Origin of the sequence: Luteibacter aegosomatissinici (assembly GCF_023078495.1) — a bacterium.
Classification (GTDB): Bacteria; Pseudomonadota; Gammaproteobacteria; order Xanthomonadales; family Rhodanobacteraceae; genus Luteibacter; species Luteibacter aegosomatissinici.
Genome location: NZ_CP095742.1, coordinates 3,003,322 through 3,024,148, shown reverse-complemented (window position 1 = coordinate 3,024,148; position 20,827 = coordinate 3,003,322). Strand labels below are relative to the sequence as shown.

17 protein-coding genes are annotated in these 20,827 nt (G+C 65.6%); 6 read left to right on the top strand and 11 right to left on the bottom strand.

Features of this window, described 5'->3' with window-relative positions; translation table 11 throughout:
• Positions 1-79: 79 nt before the first annotated feature.
• The 3 genes from L2Y97_RS13595 to L2Y97_RS13585 all read right to left on the bottom strand — a co-directional run bounded on the left by L2Y97_RS13595 (position 80) and on the right by L2Y97_RS13585 (position 3,413).
• The gene (locus L2Y97_RS13595; RefSeq protein WP_247427419.1) at positions 80-841 is read right to left on the bottom strand and encodes a siderophore-interacting protein; all 762 of its coding nucleotides are present in this window, start codon (positions 839-841) and stop codon (positions 80-82) included.
• Positions 838-1,473 (bottom strand): PadR family transcriptional regulator, encoded by a 636-nt coding sequence (locus tag L2Y97_RS13590; RefSeq protein WP_247427417.1) that lies wholly within the window; start codon positions 1,471-1,473, stop codon positions 838-840. Before L2Y97_RS13590 ends, L2Y97_RS13595 begins: the two co-directional genes overlap by 4 nt.
• Positions 1,474-2,441: 968 nt before the next feature.
• On the bottom strand, positions 2,442-3,413 hold the full coding sequence (locus L2Y97_RS13585) for a thioredoxin family protein (RefSeq protein ID WP_247427415.1): 972 nt from the start codon (positions 3,411-3,413) through the stop codon (positions 2,442-2,444).
• Positions 3,414-3,530: 117 nt separating this feature from the next.
• Between L2Y97_RS13585 and L2Y97_RS13580 the strand changes: the two genes are divergently transcribed.
• Positions 3,531-5,048, top strand: a complete 1,518-nt coding sequence (locus L2Y97_RS13580; RefSeq protein WP_247427413.1) for a fumarate hydratase — start codon at positions 3,531-3,533, stop codon at positions 5,046-5,048.
• 122 nt (positions 5,049-5,170) lie between these two features.
• Here L2Y97_RS13580 and L2Y97_RS13575 read toward each other — a convergent pair whose 3' ends face one another.
• The 4 genes from L2Y97_RS13575 to L2Y97_RS13560 all read right to left on the bottom strand — a co-directional run bounded on the left by L2Y97_RS13575 (position 5,171) and on the right by L2Y97_RS13560 (position 9,897).
• Complete coding sequence (locus L2Y97_RS13575; RefSeq protein WP_247427411.1) at positions 5,171-6,196, bottom strand: acetate/propionate family kinase; 1,026 nt, start codon at positions 6,194-6,196, stop codon at positions 5,171-5,173.
• 130 nt (positions 6,197-6,326) lie between these two features.
• Positions 6,327-8,684 (bottom strand): phosphoketolase family protein, encoded by a 2,358-nt coding sequence (locus L2Y97_RS13570; protein ID WP_247427409.1) that lies wholly within the window; start codon positions 8,682-8,684, stop codon positions 6,327-6,329.
• Positions 8,685-8,763: 79 nt separating this feature from the next.
• Positions 8,764-9,612, bottom strand: coding sequence for a restriction endonuclease (locus L2Y97_RS13565; RefSeq protein ID WP_247427407.1), 849 nt, complete (start codon positions 9,610-9,612; stop codon positions 8,764-8,766).
• 48 nt (positions 9,613-9,660) lie between these two features.
• The gene (locus L2Y97_RS13560; RefSeq protein WP_247427405.1) at positions 9,661-9,897 is read right to left on the bottom strand and encodes a hypothetical protein; all 237 of its coding nucleotides are present in this window, start codon (positions 9,895-9,897) and stop codon (positions 9,661-9,663) included.
• Between the two features lie 159 nt (positions 9,898-10,056).
• Between L2Y97_RS13560 and L2Y97_RS13555 the strand changes: the two genes are divergently transcribed.
• Positions 10,057-10,584 carry a hypothetical protein gene (locus L2Y97_RS13555; RefSeq protein ID WP_247427402.1) on the top strand — a complete coding sequence of 176 codons (528 nt, stop codon included), beginning with the start codon at positions 10,057-10,059 and terminating at the stop codon, positions 10,582-10,584.
• Positions 10,585-10,742: 158 nt separating this feature from the next.
• Here L2Y97_RS13555 and L2Y97_RS13550 read toward each other — a convergent pair whose 3' ends face one another.
• Positions 10,743-11,789 carry an HDOD domain-containing protein gene (locus L2Y97_RS13550; protein ID WP_247427399.1) on the bottom strand — a complete coding sequence of 349 codons (1,047 nt, stop codon included), beginning with the start codon at positions 11,787-11,789 and terminating at the stop codon, positions 10,743-10,745.
• 123 nt (positions 11,790-11,912) lie between these two features.
• Here L2Y97_RS13550 and L2Y97_RS13545 point away from each other — a divergent pair, with 123 nt between their 5' ends.
• Together L2Y97_RS13545 and L2Y97_RS13540 are read left to right on the top strand one after the other, a co-directional pair.
• Complete coding sequence (locus tag L2Y97_RS13545) at positions 11,913-12,815, top strand: pseudouridine synthase (protein ID WP_247427397.1); 903 nt, start codon at positions 11,913-11,915, stop codon at positions 12,813-12,815.
• Complete coding sequence (locus L2Y97_RS13540) at positions 12,812-14,209, top strand: MFS transporter (protein ID WP_247427394.1); 1,398 nt, start codon at positions 12,812-12,814, stop codon at positions 14,207-14,209. The genes L2Y97_RS13545 and L2Y97_RS13540 overlap by 4 nt, the downstream gene beginning before the upstream one ends.
• 87 nt (positions 14,210-14,296) lie before the next feature.
• On the opposite strand, the gene aat is transcribed toward L2Y97_RS13540, so the two are convergent.
• Genes aat through trxB form a run of 3 tightly spaced genes read right to left on the bottom strand, consistent with a single transcriptional unit; the run spans position 14,297 to position 17,174 of the window.
• Positions 14,297-15,034: a leucyl/phenylalanyl-tRNA--protein transferase gene (gene aat, locus L2Y97_RS13535; RefSeq protein WP_247427391.1), complete on the bottom strand. Its 738-nt coding sequence runs from the start codon at positions 15,032-15,034 to the stop codon at positions 14,297-14,299.
• The gene (locus L2Y97_RS13530) at positions 15,031-16,164 is read right to left on the bottom strand and encodes a GNAT family N-acetyltransferase (RefSeq protein ID WP_247427389.1); all 1,134 of its coding nucleotides are present in this window, start codon (positions 16,162-16,164) and stop codon (positions 15,031-15,033) included. Before L2Y97_RS13530 ends, aat begins: the two co-directional genes overlap by 4 nt.
• Positions 16,165-16,211: 47 nt before the next feature.
• Positions 16,212-17,174, bottom strand: a complete 963-nt coding sequence (gene trxB, locus L2Y97_RS13525) for a thioredoxin-disulfide reductase (RefSeq protein WP_247427387.1) — start codon at positions 17,172-17,174, stop codon at positions 16,212-16,214.
• 210 nt (positions 17,175-17,384) lie between these two features.
• Here trxB and L2Y97_RS13520 point away from each other — a divergent pair, with 210 nt between their 5' ends.
• Positions 17,385-18,449 carry an alanine dehydrogenase gene (locus L2Y97_RS13520; RefSeq protein ID WP_247427384.1) on the top strand — a complete coding sequence of 355 codons (1,065 nt, stop codon included), beginning with the start codon at positions 17,385-17,387 and terminating at the stop codon, positions 18,447-18,449.
• A gap of 32 nt (positions 18,450-18,481) precedes the next feature.
• Complete coding sequence (locus L2Y97_RS13515; RefSeq protein ID WP_425492763.1) at positions 18,482-20,827, top strand: DNA translocase FtsK; 2,346 nt, start codon at positions 18,482-18,484, stop codon at positions 20,825-20,827.

Sequence of the window (20,827 nt, the reverse complement as noted above, 5' to 3'; positions counted from 1 at the left end):
CGCCCACAGGATGGGCCCCTACGTAGGAGCCCACCCTGTGGGCGACATCTTTCGCGTCGAACTCCCAGGCACTGACGCTCTAAAGCGGCGTAGCGGCGACCCAGTATCCCGTCGCCTTCACCCAGTCCTTATCAATGCCACGGTGTTCCACCAGCAACGAACGCAGGCTGCGCGCACGCTTCGATTCGGTGGCAACCCACCAGAACGTATCGCCGGCGGGTAAGGGCATCGAGGCGAGCACGTCGTCGATCGACGGCGATTCGCCGCGAATGTACCAACGCACGTCGCGGGTGAGGTCCTGTTTTTCTTCTGCGGACGCGATCTCGGCCAGCACGGTCACCGCCGTGTCCTTCGGCATCTCTTCCAGCCAACGGCCGATCGCGGGCAGGGCGGTTTCATCGCCGACCAGCACGTAGTGGTCGTAGTCGCCCGGCACAATCATCGAGCCGCGCGGGCCGCCGACGCCGAGCTTGTCGCCGACCTTCGCCTTCTCAGCCCACGTGGACGCGGGGCCATCGCCGTGGATGACGAAGTCGAGATCGAGCTCCAGCGTGTCCTTGCGGAACTGTCGCGGGGTGTAGTCGCGGGCCGGTGAGGGCTCCTTGCCCTCGGGGTACATCGGGCCGTCCGGTGTCATGGTCGGCAGGTTGAATTCGCCCGCGCTGGTCGGGAAAAACAGCTTCGCGTGGTCATCAGGCGACGCGGAAGGAAACCCCGCAAGCTCTGGGCCCTGCACCGTGATCCGAACCATGTGCGGGGTGAGCTCCTTCACCTTCACGACGGTAAGCAGGCGCATGCGCACATCATGGCGCATGCGCTGGATGACGTGTTTCTCGCTCATCCCTGGCGCTCCGCGATCTGTTTGGCCGCGGCTTCGACGATGGCAGCCACGCGCCTGGTCTCGGCGTCATCCCACGCCTTGTGGTGGTTCATCAGCTGGTGCTTCAGCACGTGCATGGCATCGCGCACGCCACCGGGTACGGTCATGCGGCGCATGTGCCGGGACATCACCTGCAGGCGCTCGGTGAGTGCATCCAGGGTGTCGCGGTTTTCGGTGAGGAAGGCACGGCCTTCGTCGGTGATGGCGTAGAGCTTCTTGCCGCCGGTTTCGGCTTCGACGCGGGCGTAGCCCAGTTCCTCGAGCATGGTGAGGGTGGGGTAGATGGCGCCGGGGCTGGGACTGTACTGGCCGTCGAACATTTCTTCGATGGTGCGGATGAGTTCGTAGCCGTGGCGGGGCTGTTCTTCGATGAGGGCGAGGAGCAGGAGGCGCAGGTCGCCGGTGCCGAACATGCGGCCACCGCCGAACCGGCCACCACCGCGGCCGCCGCGCATGCCTTCGCGGTCGTCGAAGCCGAAGGGGCCACCGCCGCCGAAGCGGCCGCCGCGGCCGCCCATGGCGGCGAAGTGGTCGTGGAAGCGCTGGTGCATCTCATCGCGGAAGTGGCGCTTGGCGTGGTGCCAGAAGTGCATGGGGGTTCTCCGATATATCGTACGTAGTGGTCGTACGATATATCGTGAGTAACAGTCTTGGCAAGAGGCAGGGCTTGCCTTCGGCTTCGCGCTGGTTAAGCGGTTCATTCGCTGGCGCGAATGCGTGTGACCAGCGGCTTGCGCCGCCTCGCTCTGGTGGTTTTGAGGCGAAGAGCCGCCGGTGCCCACCCTCGCTGCTCAGACAGGTCCTCCGCGTTCGTACCGGAGTGCGCCTCCGGCGCAGATGTACTTAATTGGCCTACGGCCGCTCTCTTGTGCGGAACTCGCCTCGAGCGTGGGCACCGACGGCTCTTTTGACCCATGAGGTTTCGTGGGGGCGAGCTCGCTGCTGGTGCACCATGCCGCTGTAGGAGGTCACCCTGTGGCCGACAGCTTCCGCGATACCGCCGCAGGGCCTGCGCGCCTGGCGACAAGATGTCGCCCACAGGGTGGGCTCCTACAAGGGGTGCCGCGATCTGGTGAATGGATGGGCCAGGCTCGTGTAGGAGCGTGCTTGCACGCGATCAGCCGACGCAGCGATGACGTCGTAATGCATCAGCACGCGACGAGCAGCAAACGCCGCCACGACGCCACGTGCACCGATCGACGCTACACGATCACCCCTGTGCGTGGACGAAGCGGCTGTCCGTCCACCGATGCCGAACGCACCGATCTCCCCGCAGACAATGCCGCGGCTCTCCCAACCCCCAACCTCATGGGTCAAAAGAGCCGACGGTGCCCACGCTCGAGGCGAGTTCCGCACAAGAGAGCGGCCGTAGGCCAAATAAGTACACATGCCGCGCAGCGGCATTCCGCACCGAACGCGGAGGACCTGTCTGAGCAGCGAGGGTGGGCACCGGCGGCTCTCGGCCTCAAGCCCTCAAGCACGAGGCGGCGAAGCCGCTGGCCACACGCATTCGCGCTAGCGAATGAACCGCCTCACTAGCGCGAAGCCGAAGGCAAGCCGTTTACCCAAACGTAAACGTAAACGCGTGGAAATTGGCCTTGGGCACCTTGATCGTCAGCACGTGATCCTTGTAGCCGTCGCCATCGAACAGGGTGTAGAGCTGGGATGCCTGCACCGTCACCGGGGCCTGTGGCTTGCCGTCCACGGCGATCTCAAGGGGCACCGGATCGTTGGCGCTGGCCACCATGTGCACCTTCTTCGCCTTGAAATGCAGGCGGATCTCGCCGCTCGGGCCCACCAGGCTGGCATTCTGCCGGCCAATCTCCCAGCGGCCCACCAGGGCGAACTGGTTCAGCTCAAGGCGCGACGGCGCCGTAAAGTCACGAACGCCCGTACGGGCCCCCTCGGGGCTGGCGTTGTTCTGGCTCCGGTCGCTGCCGAAGTACATCTCCGGCGAGCCCAACTGATTGAAATCCGGGGCGTCCTTGTCAGTTTCCGCCTTGTCATCGGCCAGGCGGGGCAGGCCCAGCAGCGTGCGGATCGCGTTCTCCATCTCGGCGTAATTGCCCTCGCCGAAGTGGTGGGCGACCACGTTGCCCCGCTGGTCCACCAGGTATTCGGCCGGCCAGTACTGGTTATCCCAGGCATCCCACGTGGCCAGGTCGTTGTCCTGGGCTACCGGGTAGTGGATGTTGAACTTCTTGATGGCGTCGCGGACGTTGCCTTCCTGCTTCTCGAACGGGAATTCCGGCGAGTGCACGCCCACGACCACCAGGCCCTTGTCCTTGTACTGGTCGTACCAGCGGGTGACGTGGGGCAGGGTGCGCAGGCAGTTGATGCAGGAATACGCCCAGAAATCGATGAGCACGACCTTGCCGCGCAGGCCTTTCATGGTCAGTGGCTTGGAGTTCTGCCAGGCGGCGATGCCTTCGAACTCGGGGGCGGTCTGGGCCGCCAGGGCCGGCTGGGCGATACCAAAGGCGGCGGCGAGGAAGGCCAGGGCGAACAGGGCGGTGCGGAAGCGGGAACGCATGGGAACTCCGTTTGCGGGGGTGCCAGGAGATAGACCGGGGCAGGCCCCGTCACCTTACACCGGCCAAGGTGCGCTAAAATTGGCGTTTTGCCAGCCTAGCGAGCCAGCGGTAGCGCCATGACCTCGATCAAGCAGGACGACCTCATCCAGAGCGTCGCAGACGCCCTCCAGTACATCTCGTACTACCACCCGGTGGATTACATCCGGAACCTTTCCGCCGCCTACGAGCGCGAAGAGAGCCCGGCCGCGAAAGATGCGATCGCGCAGATCCTCATCAACTCGCGCATGTGCGCCGAGGGCCACCGCCCGATCTGCCAGGACACCGGCATCGTCACCGTGTTCCTCAAGGTGGGCATGAACGTCCGTTGGGACGATGCCACCATGAGCGTCGAGGACATGGTGAACGAGGGCGTGCGCCGCGCCTACAACCACCCGGACAACAAGCTGCGTGCTTCGGTGCTGGCCGATCCGGCCGGCAAGCGCATGAATACGCGCGACAACACGCCGGCCGTGGTCAACGTCTCGATCGTGCCGGGCGACAAGCTCGATGTGACCGTGGCGGCCAAGGGCGGCGGTTCGGAAGCGAAATCCAAGTTCGCCATGCTGAACCCCTCCGATTCGATCGTGGATTGGGTGCTGAAGACTGTACCGACCATGGGCGCCGGCTGGTGCCCGCCGGGCATGCTCGGCATCGGCATTGGTGGCACGGCCGAGAAGGCCATGCTGCTGGCGAAGGAATCGTTGATGGAGCCGATCGATATCACCGAGCTGCAGGCTCGCGGTGCGTCGAATCGCGCCGAAGAACTGCGCCTTGAGCTGTACGAGAAGGTCAACGCGCTGGGTATCGGCGCGCAGGGCCTCGGCGGCCTCACCACCGTGCTCGACGTGAAGGTGAGCGATTACCCGACCCATGCGGCGAACCTGCCGGTGGCGATCATCCCGAACTGCGCGGCCACCCGCCATGCGCATTTCGTGATGGATGGCTCGGGCCCGGTGATGCTCGAGCCGCCGTCGCTGGAAGATTGGCCGAAGCTCACCTACGACTCGTCGAAGGGTCGCCGCGTGAACCTCGACACGATCACGCGCGAGGAAGTGAACAGCTGGAAGCCGGGTGAAGTGATCCTGCTCAACGGCAAGCTGCTCACCGGCCGCGACGCCGCGCACAAGCGCATGATCGATATGCTCAACCGCGGCGAAACGCTGCCGGTCGACTTCACCAACCGCTTCATCTACTACGTGGGCCCGGTCGACCCGGTGCGCGATGAAGTGGTCGGCCCGGCGGGCCCGACCACGGCCACGCGCATGGACAAGTTCACCCGGCAGATGCTGGAAACCACCGGCCTGCTCGGCATGGTCGGCAAGAGCGAGCGCGGCCCCACGGCCATTGATGCCATCCGTGACAACAAGGCCGTGTACCTGATGGCCGTTGGTGGCGCGGCTTACCTGGTGTCGAAGGCGATCAAGGCGTCGCGCGTGCTCGCCTTCGAAGACCTGGGTATGGAAGCCATCTACGAGTTCGAAGTGCAGGACATGCCGGTAACGGTCGCCGTCGACAGCGCCGGCACCTCGGTGCACACCACGGGTCCGAAGGAATGGCGTTCGAAGATCGGCAAGATCCCGGTCGTGGTCGAGTAATCCATCGGGTGCCCCGGCACCCGCCGTAACCGTAGGAGCCCACCCTGTGGGCGACATGTTTTCGCGAACAGCTGCAGAACCTGCTGCCCTGATGCGAAAGCTGTCGCCCACAGGGTGGGCTCCTACGTTTGTGTTGCCAGGTTTGCGGTGTGCCTTGCGATCTGGGCGTCTTCTTCGGTGGGGATGACGCGGCTGTTGAAGTCGCCCATCCATTGCAGGCCGGCCAGGATGGCGTCGCGCGTCTTCGCATCGTTCTCGCCGATGCCGCCAGTGAACACCAGCAGGTCCATGCCGCCCAGCGACGCCACCATCGCGGCGATGTGCTTGCGCGCCACATGCACGAATACATCGAGTGCCAGTCGGGAGGCGTCGTCGTTTGCGGCGTGCAACTGGCGCATGTCGCTCGTGCCGCCCGACAGGCCCCTCAGGCCCGATTCGCGGTCGACCAGCTTTTCGAGCCGCTCGGCGTCGTAGCCCTTCTCACGCATCAGGTACAGCAGCACACCAGGATCGAGGTCGCCCGGGCGCGTGCCCATCACGATGCCGCCCGTGGGTGTGAGGCCCATGGTCGTGTCGATCGATTTGCCATCGCGCACGGCGCAAAGGCTCGCGCCGTTACCCAGGTGTGCAATGACCACGCGTTGGGGGATGCCTTCGCCTAGCTGGCGAACGATGGATTCGTACGACAGGCCGTGGAATCCGTAGCGTTCGATGCCACCTGCACGAAGGTCCGCGGGGAGGGGCAGGGTGCGCGCCACGGCAGGCATGGTCTTGTGGAAGGCGGTGTCGAAGCAGGCGACCTGCGGCGCATCGGGGAAGGCCTCGCGCGCACGCCTGACCATGTCCACGGCCGCCGGCACGTGCAGTGGTGCGTAGGCCTTCGCTTCTTCCAGGTGCAGCATCAGGGCATCGTCGATCAACGCGTGGTCACGGATGTTCGGGCCGCCATGGACGATGCGGTGGCCGATGGCGTCGGGACGTGGCAGGCCTTTTTCCTTCAACGTGGCGGTGATGGCGTGCACGGGGTCGGCGTTACCACCGGGCGCATCGGTCTGGTCGGAGAACAGCGCCTCCACCGTGTCGCCCTCGACATCGTAGAGGCCGTACTTCAGCGACGAAGAGCCTGTATTCAGCGCAAGGATATGCATCAAGGTTCCCTTCTGGCCGCTGTAGGAGCCCACCCTGTGGGCGACGTCTTTCGCGATATCGCCCGCGGGCCTGTTCCGTTCCCGCGAAAGATGTCGCCCACAGGGTGGGCTCCTACAGAGGGGGCAGTGGTTATTCGGGTTTCCACTGCCAATCACGCACATCGGGCAGGTCCTGGCCATGCTCGCTTACATAGAGCTTGTGGCGCTGGATATCGGCCCAGTAGCGTTGTTCGGCCTTCGCTCGTTCACCGGCGAAGCGGGGTATGCGGTTGATCACGTCCAGGGCGAGCTGGAAGCGATCCATGTTGTTCAGCACCATCATGTCCAGCGCCGTGGTCGTCGTGCCTTCCTCCTTGTAGCCACGCACATGGAAGTTATCGTGGTTGTGCCGGCGGTAGGTCAGCTTGTGCACGATGCCCGGGTAGCCGTGGAAGGCGAAGATCACAGGCCGGTCCTTGGTGAACAGGTCGTCGAAGCGGTCATCGTCCATGCCGTGCGGGTGCTCGTCGGGCGTTTCCAACGACATGAGGTCCACGACGTTCACCACGCGGATGCGGATATCGGGTACGTACTCGCGCAGCAGCATGACCGCGGCAAGCACTTCCACGGTGGGCGCATCGCCTGCGCACGCCATGACCACATCCGGATCGTCGCCGCCACGGCCCGCCCATTCCCAAATACCGGCACCTGCCGTGCAATGCCGCACGGCACTTTCGATATCCAGCCACTGCCAGTCGGGCTGCTTGCCGGCGATGATCACGTTCACGTAATGGCGGCTACGCAGGCAATGGTCCGCTACGGAAAGCAGGCAGTTGGTATCCGGTGGAAGGTAGATGCGAACGATTTCGGACTTCTTGTTCGCGACATGATCGATGAAGCCCGGATCCTGGTGGGAGAACCCGTTGTGGTCCTGGTGCCACACGTGTGAGCTCAGCAGGTAATTCAACGAGGCGATCGGCGGCCGCCATTCCATCTTGCGGGTGGTCTTCAACCACTTCGCGTGCTGGTTGAACATGGAATCCACGATGTGGATGAACGCCTCATAGCACGAGAAAAAGCCGTGCCGGCCGGTGAGCAGGTAGCCTTCGAGCCAGCCCTGGCACTGGTGCTCGCTGAGCATCTCCATGACGCGGCCATCCGGGGCCAGATCTTCGTCGACGCCTTCGTACTCGGCGAGCCACGTTTTCGGGCTCACGTCGTAAATCGCTTCCAGGCGGTTCGAAGCGGTCTCGTCCGGGCCGAACACGCGGAAGTTGCGCATGTTCTGCCGCATCACTTCGCGCAGGAATCGGCCAAGCACGCGGGTCATCTCGGCCTTGTGATCGCCCGGGCTCTTTACCTCTTCGGCGAACTGGGCGAAGTGGGGCATGTGCAGCGGCTTCAGCAGCAGGCCACCGTTGGCGTGCGGGTTCATGCCCATGCGCCGCTGACCCTTGGGTGCCAGCGAGGCGAACTCTTCGCGGAAGCGGCCTTCCTCATCGAACAGCTCGTGCGCGTCGTAGCTTTTCATCCAGTCTTCGAGCAGCTTGACGTGCTCATCGTTCTCGAACTTCGAAAGCGGCACCTGATGTGCGCGCCACGTGCCTTCGACGGGTTTGCCGTCGACTTCTTTCGGCCCTGTCCAGCCCTTGGGGCTACGGAACACGATCATGGGCCAGCGCGGGCGCTTCGCGTTGTCGGCGCTTTCCTCGCGGGCTTCTTTCTGGATCCGGCGGATCTCGTCCAGGCAGGTATCCAGTGCGGCGGCGAAGGCCTGGTGCATGGCTTCCGGCTCGTGGCCTTCCACGAAGTGCGGCTCGTAGCCGTAGCCGCGCATCAGGTCGCGCAGTTCATCGTGTTCGATGCGCGCCAGCACCGTCGGGTTGGCGATCTTGAAACCGTTCAGATGCAGGATGGGCAGCACGGCGCCATCGCACACCGGATTCAGGAACTTGTTCGAATGCCAGCTCGTGGCAAGCGCGCCGGTTTCGGCTTCGCCATCGCCCACCACGCAGGTGACGATCAGGTCGGGATTGTCATAGGCGGCGCCAAACGCGTGCGAAAGCGAGTAGCCCAGCTCGCCGCCTTCGTGGATCGAGCCCGGGGTTTCCGGCGCCACGTGGCTCGGGATGCCATAAGGCCAGGAGAACTGGCGGAACAGCTCACGCATGCCGGCCTTGCTGCGATCGATGCGCGGGTAGATTTCGGTGTAGGAGCCTTCGAGGTACGTGTGCGCTACGGGCCCAGGGCCACCGTGGCCGGGGCCCATCACGTAGATCATGTTGAGGTCGCGTTCCACGATCACGCGATTGAGATGCGTGTAGATGAAATTGAGGCCGGTGGTCGTGCCCCAATGGCCCAGCAGGCGATGCTTGATGTGCTCGCGTTTCAGCGGCTCCTCGAGCATGGGGTTATCGCGCAGGTAGATCTGGCCAACGGTGAGGTAGTTCGCGGCACGCCAGTACGCGTGCATGCGGCGCAGCAGGTCAGGTTCGAGCGTATCGGTCATGGGCAGGTCCGGGGAGCGACGGAAGTCGCAGCCAGCCTAGGCCCGGGGGTATGGCAAACGCGTGAACGTTCGTGCGCTATTAGTAGGAGCCAACCTCGCGGGTATTGCGCTCCATCACTTTTAAAGCGTCTTCCGATTTCTTGCGGCCTGCGGCGGCCTCTTCTTCACGGCGCGCGCGCTCGCGTTCGGCAAGTTCACGCGCCAGGCCGTCGGAGGCCTCGGGTTGGCGCGGTGCTGCCTGTGCGGCGGTGACCGGCACCCTGGGTACCGTGGTGGGTGGCAATGCGGCGGGCGGTGCCACCGCGACGGGGGCGCTCGCCGCAGGTGTTGCGGCCACGGGCGGCGGCGTGTCGTCGTGCCGGCTCATGGCGCGCCAGACGAAGAAGCCCAGCAAGCCCACGATCACCACGCCGATGACGGCGGGGAGGGTGTACGAACGATCGCTGCCTGAGCGGCGGCGGGCGGCGGCAGCCGTGCGTGCGACTTTCTCCGCAGGCCGGGTGCCGGCCGGTGCGGTATCCAGGTGGTCCGGCAGCTTCAGCATGGCGCGCAGCAGGTCACCATCGACCAGGTGTACCCGCGGCTGGCGACGCACGGCGGCCTTGGCGGCGGCGGTGAACGTGCCACGTGTCACGAGGACGCCACGGCTGGCGGCCTCGTTGAGCATCGCGCTCATCAGCTGGTTAGCCTCGGCCACGTCCACGAAGATCGCGTCCCAGTGCCCGCACTGGACGATCACCGTTTCCGAGCCGCGGTGCAGGCGCATGTCCAGGCCGGCGTTGCCCAGGGCCTTGAGGTCGTGGGCGGCGACCAGCTCCACGCGGTAGCCCTGCTCGCGGTAATGCTCCGCCAGCAGATGCTCGAAATCCTGCCAGCTCAGCCGTGCCAGGGCGTCGCCGGATTCAGGGGCGCGTGCGGAGAAGGCCAAAACCGAAAACCTGCCGAAGGATTAAAAGGCGCATCATACACTTATCGGCTATTTGCCGGAAATCGGCTCACCTTCACATGCCGCCACCATGGCATCGATCGCCTGCTCGATTTCGTGGTCCCGGGCCTGCGGGTGGACGACCACACAGACGCCTTCGGTGCGCGTGGTACCCACGGCCACCGGGCAGCACACCTGGCCGTCGCTGGCGCGCATGGCCGGCGGCGTGGGGTGGGGCGTGTAGAACTCGCGCTTGAAGCGCTGGCCATCCTGCGGGCCGCCTGCCATCAGAGAGATCCATGTGTGCATCTATGGACTATCGGCGGGCGGCGCGCGCCGCGTAGAGACAATTTCGGCATATCGTCTTGTGACATGGCGCATTGCCGCACAGGCCCCTGTGCAGGTACATTCACGGGCTTGTGTCCGGGGGAAATCAGGGGTTTGGAAGTGACTAAGTGTTTGTTGGCCGCCGCCGCGGCCATGCTGCTCACCGCCTGTGGCGGCAAGACGATGATCGAAGCCGATGCCAGCCGCATGGTGGCCGCGAGCCCGTCCTCGCCGTGGCTTACCGTTGAGAACAAGGGTGGCACCGTCGTCACCGTGAAAGGCCTGGATGCCAAGGCCCACGTGGAAGTGACGCCGGATATCGTGTCGGTGATCCAGGCCCAGCTGCGCACCTCGCTGCAGCCGAAGTACTTTACCGACCTGATCATCGGCTGCCGTAACGTGGATCTTTCCGTGACCGCGACGCCACAAGCGGATTCGCCGGCCACCACGATCGACCTGCAGACCGATTGCCGCATCGTGGCGCGCGGCAAGGTCGTGGCCAAGGGCTACCGCGTGCGCCAGTCGGCACCGCTCAATGCCGCCGAGCCGCGCCTGGATGTCCAGGTCCCGTCGTTGCTGCAGTCCGCCTCGCGCGAGCTCGCCGATCAGCTGTGGGCCGATGTGATCGCCACGGGTGTGCAGCGCTAACCACGCGACACCCTTGCCAACCGCGCCCAGGTAGGAGCCCACCCTATGGGCGACGCTCTTCGCGAGAGCGTTGCAGGCCCTGTTGCTTTGTCGCGAAAGATGTCGCCCACAGGGTGGGCTCCTACGTGGGGGCTTGCGTCGCCCGCTGGGTGCCGGTGTCAGGCTTCAGCGGGCGCTGCCGTGCGCAGGTCGTCGCGGGCGGCCTGCAGGCGGTCCTGGCTGAAGCCTTGGGCGGGCGTGGCCAGCAGCACGCTTTCCGGGTCGGCCAGGCCTTGCTCCACCAGCACATCCAGCATCGCCACGCGGCTGGATGCCAGCAACGCGCGCCCCAGGGGCGTGCGGGCGCCGGCGTCGGCCGGGTCGGCGCGTTCGGCCAGGGCTTGCACCACGCGTGACGGAAACTGCCAGTGGCGGGCGGCGTGCAGCGACAGCCGCTCGATCTGCTGGCCGATCGCCGCGATGAACGGGCGGCTCAGGCTTTCATGGGCCAGGCCGGCTGCGTCCAGTTCCATGAGGATGGTCTGTGCACCGGTCTGGCTCACCAGGCCGGCCAGGAACGCTTCGAACGGATCAGCGGCCGGGCGGCTGAGGAACACGCACGTGCGCGCGCAGCGTTCCGCGTGCTCCCATAGGCGGTCGCCGGCGGCGCGGCTGGTGGCATCGGTATCGGTGCGCAGGATCGGCCGCATCACCAGTTGCATGACTACGCGGCGCAGGCCGTTCTGGCCGAGCAAGGTGATGGCTTGCGGCAGGCCGGTCACCGGGCGGGTCGTGCGGAAATAGGCGCTGTTCGCCACCCGGATGATTTCGCCCACCAGCACGGTATCGCGACTGATCTGCTCGGCCAGCGTGCGGCTATTGGTGTCGTCGCTGCGCAGCGAGCGCATCAGCTGGGGCACCACGGAGGGCAGGCGGGGCAGGGTACTGACATCAAAGCGCTCGGCACCGAAGGCGTCGCGTACGCGACGCGCCGCGACCTGTTCCGTGGCGCTCATGGCGGGGTCGTTCGAGGCGGGCACGCCAAGCAGCATGCGGTAGAACCGATCCTCCACTTCCTCGGCCGCCACCGCGTTGGCAAGCGCAGGCGTCTCCACGGCCATCGCGACGTACGTGTGCCGTTCGTGCTCGGCGTTAGGCGCGGGCGCGCCGCCGCCGAATAGCTTCCTGAAGAACCGGCCGATCACGGGTGCAACGACCTCGTTCACCAAGGTGGGGTGGGTGGCATGAGTATATGCGCATGGCAGGGGTGCTGGCGTCTTGTCGGCGTGTGCCGCTGCAGGAGCGCGCTTGCGCGCGATGGGTACTCGCCTCAGGGCACAATCCCACGCATGTCCGAACTCCCCAAAAGCCGCATCACCCTCCCGGCCGGCCCATGGCCCACCGTGCTGGCCTACCTGTCGGAACGCTTCCCGACGGTCAGTACCGCGGAATGGACCAGCCGCATGGCCAGGGGCCTGGTCGACGATGGCGAGACGCCATTGGCTCCGCAGGCGCCGTTCCGCCCTGGCATGGCTGTTTTCTACCGTCGGGAAGTCGAGGCCGAGCCGCGCATTCCGTTCGAGGAAACCCTCGTCCACGTCGACGACGATCTGGTCGTCGCCGACAAGCCCCACTTCCTCCCGGTCATGCCCGCGGGCGCGTACGTGGAAGAAACCCTATCGGTCCGCCTGGCCCGCCGTCTCGGCAACCCCGATCTCGTGGCATTGCACCGGCTGGACCGCGCGACGGCGGGGCTGGTGGTGTTCTCCGCCCGGCCCTCCAGTCGCGATGCATACACCCGGCTGTTCCGCGAGCGCCGTATTGAGAAGACCTACGAGGCGCTCGCCGCGCCGCTGCCGGGACTCACGTTCCCCTATGTGCATGAGAGCCGGCTGGAGCGAGGCGATCCCTTCTTCCGCATGCAGGAGGTGGCGGGCGAGCCGAACGCACGCACGCTCATCGATGTGATCGCGCGAGGCGAGGCGCAGTGGCTCTACCGGCTCACGCCGGTCACCGGCCGCAAGCACCAGCTGCGCGTCCACATGGCCGCGCTGGGTGCGCCGATCGAAGGCGACGTGTTCTACCCGGCGCTACGTGATGAGGCGCCGGGGTTCATCGAGCCGCTTTGCCTGCTGGCCCGTGAACTGCGCTTCATCGATCCGCTCTCTGGGCATGAACAAGTGTTTAGAAGCCAGCGGGCGTGGGGCGGCTCTGCTAAAATGCCGCTTCCCCCGCCGCGCGTCCCCGGATGAGCACCGCACCTGGCTTTCGCACCGTTGCCCTGATCATCGCCAGCGCGATGTTCATGGAGCAGTTGGACGGCACCATCCTGGCCACCGCGCTGCCGGCCATGGCCACCTCGTTTGATGTATCGCCGCTGCATATGAGCGTGGCGCTCACCTCGTACATGCTCAGCCTGGCCGTGTTCATTCCCGCCAGCGGTGCCATTGCCGATCGCTACGGCTCGCGCAACGTGTTCCGCGCGGCCATCGCGCTGTTTACCGTTGGCTCGATCCTGTGCGGCGTTGCATCGAACCTCCCGTTGCTGGTTTTGTCCCGCCTGCTGCAGGGTATCGGCGGCGCCATGATGGTGCCGGTGGGCCGCCTGGTGCTGCTGCGCTCGGTACCCAAATCCGAACTGGTCAGCGCCATGTCGTGGCTGCTGGTGCCGGCGCTGATCGGCCCGGTTGTCGGGCCGCCGCTGGGCGGCTTCATTGTCACGTGGGTGTCGTGGCGCTGGATCTTCTATATCAACGTGCCCATCGGCGTCATCGGCATCTGGCTTGCTACGAAGTACATCCCCGATGTGCGCCTTACCGAGCGCGTGCCGTTCGATCGGATTGGCTTCGTGCTGTCGGGTATTTCGCTCTCCTGCCTGGTGTTCGGGCTGGAGCTGGCGAGCCGCGGTTCGTCCTCGCTCTACGGTTCAACCGGGTTGATCATGGCGGGCATGGTCGCGGGCGCGGGGTACCTGCTGTATTCGCGGCGCATCGCGAACCCCATCCTCGACATGTCGCTTATGCGCTTCACGACGTTCCGGCTGTCGGTGATTGCCGGGTCGCTCACGCGCATCACCGCCGGCGCCGTGCCCTTCCTGCTGCCACTGATGATGCAGCTGGGCTTTGGCCTTTCTGCCGCACACAGCGGCGTCATCACGTTCGTATCGGCACTGGGTGCCATGTTGATGAAGGCCACCGCCGCACCCGTGCTGCGCCGCTGGGGCTTCCGCGCGACGCTGGTGTGGAACGGCGTGTTCTCGATGTTGTGCGTGGCGCTGTGCGCAGCGTTCCGGCCCGATTGGCCGTTGTGGATCATCTACGTGGTGCTGCTGTTCTCGGGCTTCTTCCAGTCCTTGCAGTTCAGCGCGTACAACACCGTGGCGTATGCGGATGTGCCGAGTGAGCGCTTCTCCAGTGCAACGAGTTTCTACACCACGTTCCAGCAGCTGATGCTGTCGCTGGGCATTTGCGTAGCCGCTGCCGCGCTGCACGTTTCGGTGGTGTGGGGCGGCCGCGAGCACGCGGCACTGCCCGATTTCTCGGTGGCGTTCCTGGTGGTGACCTTCATCTCACTGCTGGCGGCACCGGTGAGTGCGCTGTTACCGAAGAACGCTGGCGCGGAAATGAGCGGTCACCGCGCGCGGTAGGAGCCCACCCTGTGGGCGACATCTTTCGCGATAGAGCAGCACGCCCTGTGACGTTGGCGCGAACGGCGTCGCCCACAGGGTGGGCTCCTACAGGTCGTCGATCGGGCGAGATGTTGTTGGCATGGGTACCTGGGCTTTGATCCAGCTGCCGGGCATGCCTGGCATCGCTGCGAGGCGGCGGGCCTGGGCGACGAACTGTTTGCGGGGAACTTCGATGGCGCCCATGCTGACCAGGTGCGGGTTCGTTACCTGTGCATCGAGTAGCGGAAAGCCCCAGCCATGCAACATCTGGCACAGGCCGGCGAGTGCCACTTTCGAGCCGCCGGTGCGCGCGCTGAACATCGATTCGCCGCAGAACAGCCGGCCGATCGCCACGCCGTAAATGCCGCCGACCAGTGAGCCGCGGTCCCACACTTCGACGCTGTGTGCGTGGCCCAGCCGGTGCAACTCCTGGTACGCCACGATCATCTCGTCGCTGATCCACGTACCTGGCTGGCCATCACGCGGTTCGGCGCAGGCGCGCATCACGCGCGCGAATGACGTATCGGCTGTGAGCCGCCAGTTTGTTCTCGCCAGCTGCTTCTTCAGGCTGCGGCTGATGTGCACGCCATCGGTACGAAACACGCAGCGCGGGTTGGGCGACCACCACAGGATCGGCTCGTCTTCGTTGAACCAGGGGAACACGCCCTGGGCGTACGCCGAAAGCAATCGCTCGGCCGAAAGATCGCCGCCCCACGCAAGCAGGCCATTGGGATCCTCCAGCGCCTGTTCCGGGTCGGGGAACTGGCCCGGGCGGGCAGGGTGGAGCTGGGGCAGGCGAATCATCGGTCCGCGTACGGCGAATGGGTGAGCAGTTCGGCGCGGTAAGCCTCGCGGTGTTCGGCCTCGTGTTCAAGGGCCTCGGCCACGGCGCGGCGGAAGCCGTCGTGGGCGATGAAGTGGCGCGAATGGGTGAGCGTGGGCAGGAAGCCGCGAGCCAGCTTGTGCTCGCCCTGGGCGCCGGGCTCGAAGCGTGTCAGGCCTTCGCGGATCGCGTAGTCGATGCCCCGGTAGTAGCACAGTTCGAAGTGCAGCCCTGAGACCTCGACGCTGGCGCCCCAGTAACGGCCGTAGAGTGCACCGCCGCCGCGCAGGAACAGCGCCATGGCGACGATCTCGTGCTCATCGCGGGCCATCGCCACCTGCACATTCGCACCCAGCTCGCGGCCCAGGTACTGGAAGAAGCGGGCGGTGAGCGCGGCGTGGTTGCCTTTCAGGTCGAAGGTGAGCTCGTACAGCCCATGGATCTGCCGCCATTCCATGTCGGTGAGTTCATCACCGCCGCGCATCTCCAGGGTGAGGCCCGAGGCGTGCGCCTTCGCGCGTTCCTGACGGATGTTCTTCCGCTTCTTGGCGGTCAGCGCGGCCAGGAAATCGTCGAACGACCCATAACCACGGTTGTGCCAGTGGAACTGGTAGTCGGATCGTTCCAGCCAGCGGTCGTCAAACGCGTGCAGATCGGCCGGCGCAAGGAAATTGGCGTGGATGGACGACAGGCCCAGCCGTTCGGCTTCGTCGACCAGCACAGCCGTCAGCTGGTTGCGGTACACATCGGCCAGCGGACCTTCGCGCACCAGCAGGCGCGGCCCGGGTACGGGCGAGTAGGGCGAGGCCACCAGCATCTTCGGGTAGTACTGCCCGCCGGCACGTTCCCACGCGGCGGCCCAGCTCCAGTCGAAGACGAACTCGCCATGCGAGTTGCCCTTCAGGTAGGTGGGTGCGGCGGCGACGAGCCGGCCGTTATCGAAGATGGCGAGGTGGTAGGGCGCCCAGCCGTAGTCCTCGCGCAGGCAGCCTTTCGCCTCCATCCCGTGCAGGAATGCATGGGATACGAAGGGGTTGCCATCGGGAATGAGCGCGTCCCAGTCGGCGGCGGGGACATCGCGCAGGCCCTGCAGGAAGCGGATGTCGTTCATGGGTGGGGCAGCCCCGCGCGGCGGCGCGCGCGGGGCCGGGGGTTCCCTTAGTCGAGCTTGTGGTTCATATCGAGCCAGCGCTCGGCATCCAGCGCGGCCATGCAGCCAAAGCCGGCCGAGGTGATCGCCTGGCGGTACACGTGGTCGGCCACGTCGCCTGCGGCGAACACGCCCGGTACGGAGGTGGCGGTGGCCATGCCTTCCAGGCCCGACTGGATCTGGATATAGCCATCCTTCATGTCGAGCTGGCCATCGAAGATGCCGGTGTTCGGGGTGTGGCCGATCGCCACGAAGAAGCCCTGCACCTCGAGGTCGCGCTTGGCGCCGGTGTTCACGTCCTTCACGCGCACACCGTTCACGCCCGAGTCGTCGCCCAGCACTTCATCGACCTGGCTGTTCCAGATCAGCTCGATCTTGCCGGCGGCGGCCTTCTCGAACACCTTGTCCTGCTGGATCTTCTCGGCGCGCAGCTTGTCGCGGCGGTGCACCAGGTACACCTTGCGGGCGATGTTGGAGAGGTACAGGGCTTCTTCCACGGCGGTGTTGCCGCCGCCGACGACGACCACATCCTGCTCACGGAAGAAGAAGCCATCGCAGGTGGCGCAGGCGGAGACGCCGCGGCCCTTGAACTTCTCTTCCGAGGCAATGCCCAGGTACTTGGCCGTGGCGCCGGTGGTGATGATCAGCGCATCGCAGGTGTACTCGCCGCCATCGCCCTTCAGGCGAAACGGGCGGTTGGCCAGGTCCACGTTGTGGATGTGGTCGAACACCATCTCGGTTTCAAAGCGCTCGGCGTGCTCGGCCATGCGGCGCATGAGCTCCGGGCCCTGGACGCCCTTTTCGTCACCCGGCCAGTTATCCACCTCGGTGGTGGTCATCAGCTGGCCACCCTGCTGCAGGCCGGTGACCATCATCGGCTTCAGGTTGGCGCGCGCCGCGTAGACGGCGGCCGTGTAGCCGGCGGGACCGGAGCCGAGGATAAGCAGTCGGCTGTGCTTGGGGGTGCTCATGTATAATCCTTCAGGTTTGCTGCGGCTGTTTCAGTCGTACCGCTCGCCTCTTGCGGCAGGAAGCTGAAGCCGTGTCGAGGTTCCGCGAGATTGCGTCGACCCGGAAGAATGGGGAAGACGGGGGTGCGATTCAAGACATTCCGCTTTGCCGGTGGCTGCCCATGTCCCCACATGGGGGCTTAATTCTGTACTTTCAGGATCTTCCTTAAGATGCGCATTGGTATCCCCTCCGAAACCAAGACCCTTGAAGGCCGCGTGGCCCTCATCCCCGCCGCCGCCGCCGACCTGGTCCGCCGCGGCCACGAGGTGTTCATCCAGTCCGGCGCCGGCACCAAGAGTGGCTACGCCGATAGCGATTATTCGGCCCTGGGCGTCACCGTGGTGCCCGATGCCGCCGCCGTTTATGAAAAGGGCGAGCTGATCGTCAAGGTCAAGGAGCCGATCGAGGGCGATCTCAAGCTGCTCAAGAAGCACCACCTGCTGTTCTGCTACCTGCACCTGGCCGCCGAGCCGGCGCTCACCAGGAGCCTGCTGGATATCGGCCTGACCGGCGTCGCCTTCGAGTCGGTGGACGAGGACGGCGCGCTGCCGCTCCTGCTGCCCATGTCGGTCATCGCCGGCCGCATCGCCACCCAGATCGGCACCACGCTCCTGCACCAGCCGAACGGTGGCAAGGGCAAGCTGTTGGGCGGCATGGCTTCCACGCCGCGCGGCAAGGTCGTGGTGCTGGGCGCCGGCGCCGCCGGTGGTAACGCCGCTGCCCTGGCCGCCCAGGCCGGTGCCAACGTGGTGGTGTTCGACAAGCGCCCGGACCGCATGGCCGAAATGATGGCCCTGGGCCCCAACGTCACCGCCCTGTACGCCTACGAGTCGTCGGTGGCCGAAGAAGTGCGCAATGCCGATATCGTCGTCGGCGCCGTGCTGATCCCGTCCGCCAAGGCCCCGCGCGTCGTGACCGAAGCCATGGTCAAGACCATGGAGAAGGGCTCGGTCCTCGTCGATATCTCGATCGACCAGGGCGGCTGCTTCGAAACCTCGCGCCCGACCACCTGGAAGGAGCCGACCTACGACGTGCACGGCATCACGCACTTCTGCGTGACCAACATGCCGGGCGCCGTGCCGCAGACCTCGTCCACCGCCATCTCGGCCGCCATCCTGCCGTACGTGCAGCGCCTGGCCGCCGGTAACGAGTGGCGCGACTACGCCCCGCTGGCCGCCGGTATCAATATCGAAGGCGGCAAGCTGGTGCACCCGGCGCTTCAGGGCATGGCATGATGCCCCGGACCGAAGCCGGAGTGGTTTGCTAAGTGGCGCGCAGCGCGAAGGTAGTTAAGAAACAGGCCCGGGCCCAGCCCAAGGTCGAAAGGCCGGGCTTGAGCGATGAGCTCAAGCGCCGGCTCCGTGAGGCGGGAGCACTGCTGTTGCTCCCGCTCGCCCTGTACCTGCTGGTATGCCTGCTCAGCTACAACGACCAGGATCCCAGCTGGGGCCACATGGGCGTGGCCGAGCACGCCACCAATTTCGGTGGCGCGGTGGGCGCGAACATCGCCAACCTGCTCCGGTACATTTTCGGCCTCGTTTCCTACTTCTTCCCGCTGCTCCTGCTTGCCCTGGGCATCCAGGTCATTCGCCACCGTGGCGAGCGCAACGTCCAGCCCTGGGAGCCTTCCCTGCGGCTGATCGGCTTCGTGTTCTTTTTCATCACGGCCCCGGCCCTCATCTACCTGAACGTCGATTCGCCCGTGTTGCCGGAAGGCCCGGGTGGCATCGTGGGCAAGTGGGTGGGCCACGGGCTGCACAATGCGTTTGGCGACAAGGGCGCGCCGCTGCTCCTGCTGGCGGTGTGCCTTATCGCGATCACGCTGGCCACCGGCCTGTCGTGGTTCAAGCTGATGGATGCCACCGGCGAGCTGGTCATGAAGATGGGCGGCTGGTTCGGCGGCAAGGTGCGCCAGGCCCCCGAGGTGATGGCCGCCCGCTCCGCCCGCGCCGAGCGCGAGGTGGTAAAGAAAGCCGAGGCGGTGAAGCAGGCGAAGCGCGAGCCCGTGCGCATCGAGACGCCCACCCCCATGGTGGTGAAGAGCGATCGCGCCGTCCGCGAAAACCAGATTCCGCTGTTCACCGGCGCCTCGATGGATGGCGAAGTACCGCCGCTGTCGCTGCTCGATGAAGCCCCGCCGCAAGGTCCGGGCTATTCGGAAGAAACGCTCGAGGTGCTCTCGCGCCAGGTGGAGCTGAAGCTGCGCGATTTCCGCGTGGAAGCCCGCGTGGCCGGCGTGTACCCAGGCCCCGTCATTACCCGTTTCGAACTGGAACCGGCCGCCGGCGTGCGTGGTAGCCAGGTGTCCAGCCTCGACAAGGACATCGCGCGCGGCCTTTCCGTGGTCAGCGTGCGCGTGGTGGATGTGATTCCCGGCAAGAACGTGATCGGCCTGGAAATCCCCAACACCAAGAAGCAGATCGTGTACCTCTCGGAGATCCTCAAATCCGAGCGCTACGACCAGGTGAAGTCGCCGCTGGCGCTGGCCCTGGGCAAGGATATTGGTGGCAAGGCCGTCGTGGCCGATCTGGCCAAGATGCCCCACCTGCTCGTGGCCGGCACCACCGGTTCGGGTAAGTCGGTGGCGGTGAATGCCATGGTCCTCAGCCTGCTCTACAAGAGCAGCGCGAAGGACGTGCGCATGATCATGATCGATCCGAAGATGCTGGAACTCTCGGTGTACGAGGGCATCCCGCACCTGCTGGCGCCGGTCGTCACCGATATGAAGGAAGCCGCCAACGCGCTGCGCTGGTGCGTGGCCGAGATGGAGCGCCGCTACAAGCTCATGGCCGCGGTGGGCGTGCGTAACCTCGGCGGCTTCAACAAGAAGGTGAAGGACGCGGAATCGTCGGGCCAGCCGCTGCTGGATCCGCTGTTCCGCGCCAACCCCGACATGCCTTCCGTGGGGCCACAGCCGCTCGAGCCGCTGCCGCATATCGTCATCATCATCGACGAATTCGCCGACATGATGATGATCGTCGGCAAGAAGGTCGAAGAACTCATCGCCCGCCTGGCGCAGAAAGCGCGCGCGGCTGGCGTGCACCTTATCCTTGCCACGCAGCGTCCGTCGGTGGATGTCATCACCGGCTTGATCAAGGCGAACATCCCCACGCGTATCGCCTTCCAGGTGTCGTCCAAGATCGACTCGCGCACCATCCTTGACCAGAGTGGCGCCGAGGCGCTGCTGGGCCACGGTGACATGCTGTACCTGCCGCCTGGTACGGCCCAGCCCGAGCGTGTGCACGGCGCCTTCGTGGATGACCACGAGGTGCATAACGTGGTCGAGTGGCTGCGTGCGCAGGGCGCGCCCAATTACATCGAAGGCGTGCTCGAGGAAGTGCAGAGCACGGCCGACGGCAAGATCATCAACGATGCCGGCCTGCCGCAGGAAGCCGACGGCGATGGCGACAGCGATAACGCGCTGTACGACCGCGCCGTGCGCGTGGTGACCGAGACGCGCCGCGCTTCCATCTCCGGCGTCCAGCGCCACCTGCGCATCGGCTACAACCGTGCCGCGCGCCTGGTGGAGCAGATGGAACAGGATGGCATCGTCAGCGCCCCGCAGCACAACGGCAACCGCGAAGTGCTGGCACCGCCGCCCCCGAAGGATTAA

Excerpts from the sequence above, each read along its gene's own strand:
- L2Y97_RS13560 (WP_247427405.1), bottom strand. The coding sequence starts at position 9,897 with ATGGCAGGCGGCCCGCAGGATGGCCAGCGCTTCAAGCGCGAGTTCTAC.
- L2Y97_RS13585 (WP_247427415.1), bottom strand. The coding sequence starts at position 3,413 with ATGCGTTCCCGCTTCCGCACCGCCCTGTTCGCCCTGGCCTTCCTCGCC.
- L2Y97_RS13595 (WP_247427419.1), bottom strand. The coding sequence starts at position 841 with ATGAGCGAGAAACACGTCATCCAGCGCATGCGCCATGATGTGCGCATG.
- L2Y97_RS13570 (WP_247427409.1), bottom strand. The coding sequence starts at position 8,684 with ATGACCGATACGCTCGAACCTGACCTGCTGCGCCGCATGCACGCGTAC.
- trxB (WP_247427387.1), bottom strand. The coding sequence starts at position 17,174 with ATGAGCACCCCCAAGCACAGCCGACTGCTTATCCTCGGCTCCGGTCCC.
- L2Y97_RS13590 (WP_247427417.1), bottom strand. The coding sequence starts at position 1,473 with ATGCACTTCTGGCACCACGCCAAGCGCCACTTCCGCGATGAGATGCAC.
- L2Y97_RS13545 (WP_247427397.1), top strand. The coding sequence starts at position 11,913 with ATGTCCGAACTCCCCAAAAGCCGCATCACCCTCCCGGCCGGCCCATGG.
- L2Y97_RS13580 (WP_247427413.1), top strand. The coding sequence starts at position 3,531 with ATGACCTCGATCAAGCAGGACGACCTCATCCAGAGCGTCGCAGACGCC.
- L2Y97_RS13540 (WP_247427394.1), top strand. The coding sequence starts at position 12,812 with ATGAGCACCGCACCTGGCTTTCGCACCGTTGCCCTGATCATCGCCAGC.
- L2Y97_RS13575 (WP_247427411.1), bottom strand. The coding sequence starts at position 6,196 with ATGCATATCCTTGCGCTGAATACAGGCTCTTCGTCGCTGAAGTACGGC.
- aat (WP_247427391.1), bottom strand. The coding sequence starts at position 15,034 with ATGATTCGCCTGCCCCAGCTCCACCCTGCCCGCCCGGGCCAGTTCCCC.
- L2Y97_RS13520 (WP_247427384.1), top strand. The coding sequence starts at position 17,385 with ATGCGCATTGGTATCCCCTCCGAAACCAAGACCCTTGAAGGCCGCGTG.
- L2Y97_RS13530 (WP_247427389.1), bottom strand. The coding sequence starts at position 16,164 with ATGAACGACATCCGCTTCCTGCAGGGCCTGCGCGATGTCCCCGCCGCC.